Annotated in this window: 2 protein-coding genes and 1 pseudogene; 1 reads left to right on the plus strand and 2 read right to left on the minus strand. The window is 59.4% G+C overall.

Annotated features, from left to right (window positions below; all coding sequences use genetic code 11):
- Positions 1-603, plus strand: a pseudogene (locus tag RKE40_RS29460) (hypothetical protein); the annotation flags it as partial.
- A 699-nt stretch (positions 604-1,302) separates the two neighbouring features.
- Here the strand turns inward: RKE40_RS29460 and RKE40_RS29465 are convergent.
- Both RKE40_RS29465 and RKE40_RS29470 read right to left on the minus strand, forming a co-directional pair.
- The gene (locus RKE40_RS29465) at positions 1,303-1,521 is read right to left on the minus strand and encodes a hypothetical protein (protein WP_316021708.1); all 219 of its coding nucleotides are present in this window, start codon (positions 1,519-1,521) and stop codon (positions 1,303-1,305) included.
- A 47-nt stretch (positions 1,522-1,568) separates the two neighbouring features.
- The gene (locus RKE40_RS29470; protein WP_316021709.1) at positions 1,569-2,000 is read right to left on the minus strand and encodes an HD domain-containing protein; all 432 of its coding nucleotides are present in this window, start codon (positions 1,998-2,000) and stop codon (positions 1,569-1,571) included.
- Between the last annotated feature and the right edge of the window lie 207 nt (positions 2,001-2,207).

Here is a 2,207-nt window from a genome sequence, read left to right on the forward strand (position 1 = left end):
TTTCGATGGCGGGTGAGCGATCAAAGTGACCCAGAGCCGATCTCGACTTCCATTCTCCAGCCGAGCGTCCAAGCACCACGAATGATAGATAGGCTGAAAAGCCACTGGCTTGTCAGCTCCGCCGGAGCGCTGGTGATCGGCTTGTTTGTCGCCGTCATAGCGCTGGTTGCCTCGCTGCCACCGGCAGTACCAATGGGCCAAGCACGTCCGTCACTTCTCGTGAAGCCCTTTGTCAACCTGACAGGAAGGGCCGAAGTGCAGATGTTCGCGGCAGAACTTGAAGACGAAATCGTCACGCAGCTTGCCCCAAATGAGGAGATAATGATCTCTCGGAGCGAGCCTTCAGCAGCTTTCGCACTTTCTACCGCTTCGGCCCACAGCCAATCTCGCCGGCGCCTCCTCGAGGGCACGATCCGCGCTAGCGAGGGCAAGCTCAGAGTCACTAGCCGCCTCATAGACAGCGAAACGGCCGCGATCATCTGGTCGGGCATCTATGAGGCCGATCTGAGGGTGAGCCGCGGCTTCGATATGGAGACGGAGATTGCAGCGAGGATCGTCTCCGACGTGCGGCTCCGCTTACGACCAGCAATGGTCAGGCGTTAGTTGGCACGAGATGTCCAGCAAACACCATCCTCGCCGGGTCGTGATACGTTGATGCCCAAGCTGCGCTTGCTGTTTTGATTGGCTGTCGACAGGTGCAAGGCGCTTCAACGCCACTTTTGAACTTGAGCCGAAGACGGGCCGTACCATCTCCGGCTCCTCAATCGCCCGATGCGGTTCAAAGCAACAGAGAAATGATCTGTAGCACGGTGCTGGGGGTGAGTCTCATTCTACCGAACGACCCGCAGGCGGAAAGTTTCAGCTCAAAATGCGAGACGGAAGTTGGGCAGCGGCGTTCTGCTCATCGTCAGAGGGCAGGTTCTCATTGTCCACCGATGCCTCTTGAAGCAGTTCGAGGAGATGCCCAATCGCTCCGATCGGCTTCCCACAATCTTGGCAGCTAAGCACAGTCTGGTCGTCGGTCCATTCCGGAATCTCGATTGCGGCGGCACCGCATTCGTCGCATACGAATTCCGGTAGTGTAGAAGCAATAGCCAAGGCAACCTCACGCGCGTCGCGCCGCGCTGTCCATCTGCCACCACACGCCAAACGTCGCATCACCCGTTTGGGTAGGCAAGCCCGCTGGCGCCGCGATTGCGGTCGCCATCTTCGTCGCCGCCAAGCCCCAACCAACCACCCCCCACGCGCCGACTGCGACGAGCGCGCAGATCAAAGTCAGTAGCGTGAAGGTGTTGGGGCGGATCACTGCCGGGGCTGATGCTTGGCCTGCTCCTTCGCGGCGCGAGCGAGCAAAGCTTCAAGCTGAGCAAGCGCCGCCGGCGGCAGTATCAATTCAACGTCAGCGTCGGCTTCCGTTTCGAATTTGACCAAGGCGCCTTCCTTGGGATCACCGCTGACGGTGATCTTTGAGACGCTGACGACTGGGATTTCGACAACGGGCTTCTCTGGCATGTCGGTCATTGAGCCCGAGAGTGCATTTCATGGCAAGAGCCTAGTAGGGAAGGGGATTACTCGCCTAGTATCTTCAAGGCTCCATCATACTTCGCGAGCAGCTTTTCTCGCTCGTCGGCCGGGAGGTGAGCCAGTCGCGCCCTGCTCAGATTGTCCTTAAGATCAGCGACCTTCACCGGGCGGGCGAGCTCGTTCGAAGCGGCGCGCAAAATGAAGTCGCGATAGGTCTCCTCATTCGGCCTGGTCAGCGCTTCAACAGCTTCCACGATCGCCTGTGAGAAGCCTTCGCGCCGCAGGTCCGCCGCGGTCAGGGCACTGTCTTCGATTACGTCGTGAAGTACGGCGATGATTGCGCGCTCTTCGTCGCCAGCCCGGATAAAGCCGAGCGCGACCCGAAGCGGGTGCGAGATGTACGGCGCACCGGCTTTGTCGGTCTGGCTTGCATGGGCCGCCGCGGCAATTTCAATTGCTCGCTCTAGATTGCCCATCTTGTTCTCCCCTGTGCTGATGGCTGCGACGAACTCCTGCTGCGGTATCCCGACAACCTATGTTGCCTCCTGGCTGGAGGTGATCCACCCCCGTTGAATTGGTCCACCCTGAAGTATGTCTTTTGGCAGACAGGAGGACCGCCATGCCGAAGAAGCGCCACAAGCCCGAAGAGATCGTCGCGAAGCTGCGGCAGGTCGATGTACTGG

It is taken from the genome of Allobosea rubneri (assembly GCF_032464875.1).
In the GTDB taxonomy this organism is placed as follows: Bacteria; Pseudomonadota; Alphaproteobacteria; order Rhizobiales; family Beijerinckiaceae; genus Allobosea; species Allobosea rubneri.

Bases quoted from the DNA above. Each gene is read 5' to 3' on its own strand.
- RKE40_RS29465 (WP_316021708.1), bottom strand. From the start codon at position 1,521: ATGACCGACATGCCAGAGAAGCCCGTTGTCGAAATCCCAGTCGTCAGC.
- RKE40_RS29470 (WP_316021709.1), bottom strand. From the start codon at position 2,000: ATGGGCAATCTAGAGCGAGCAATTGAAATTGCCGCGGCGGCCCATGCA.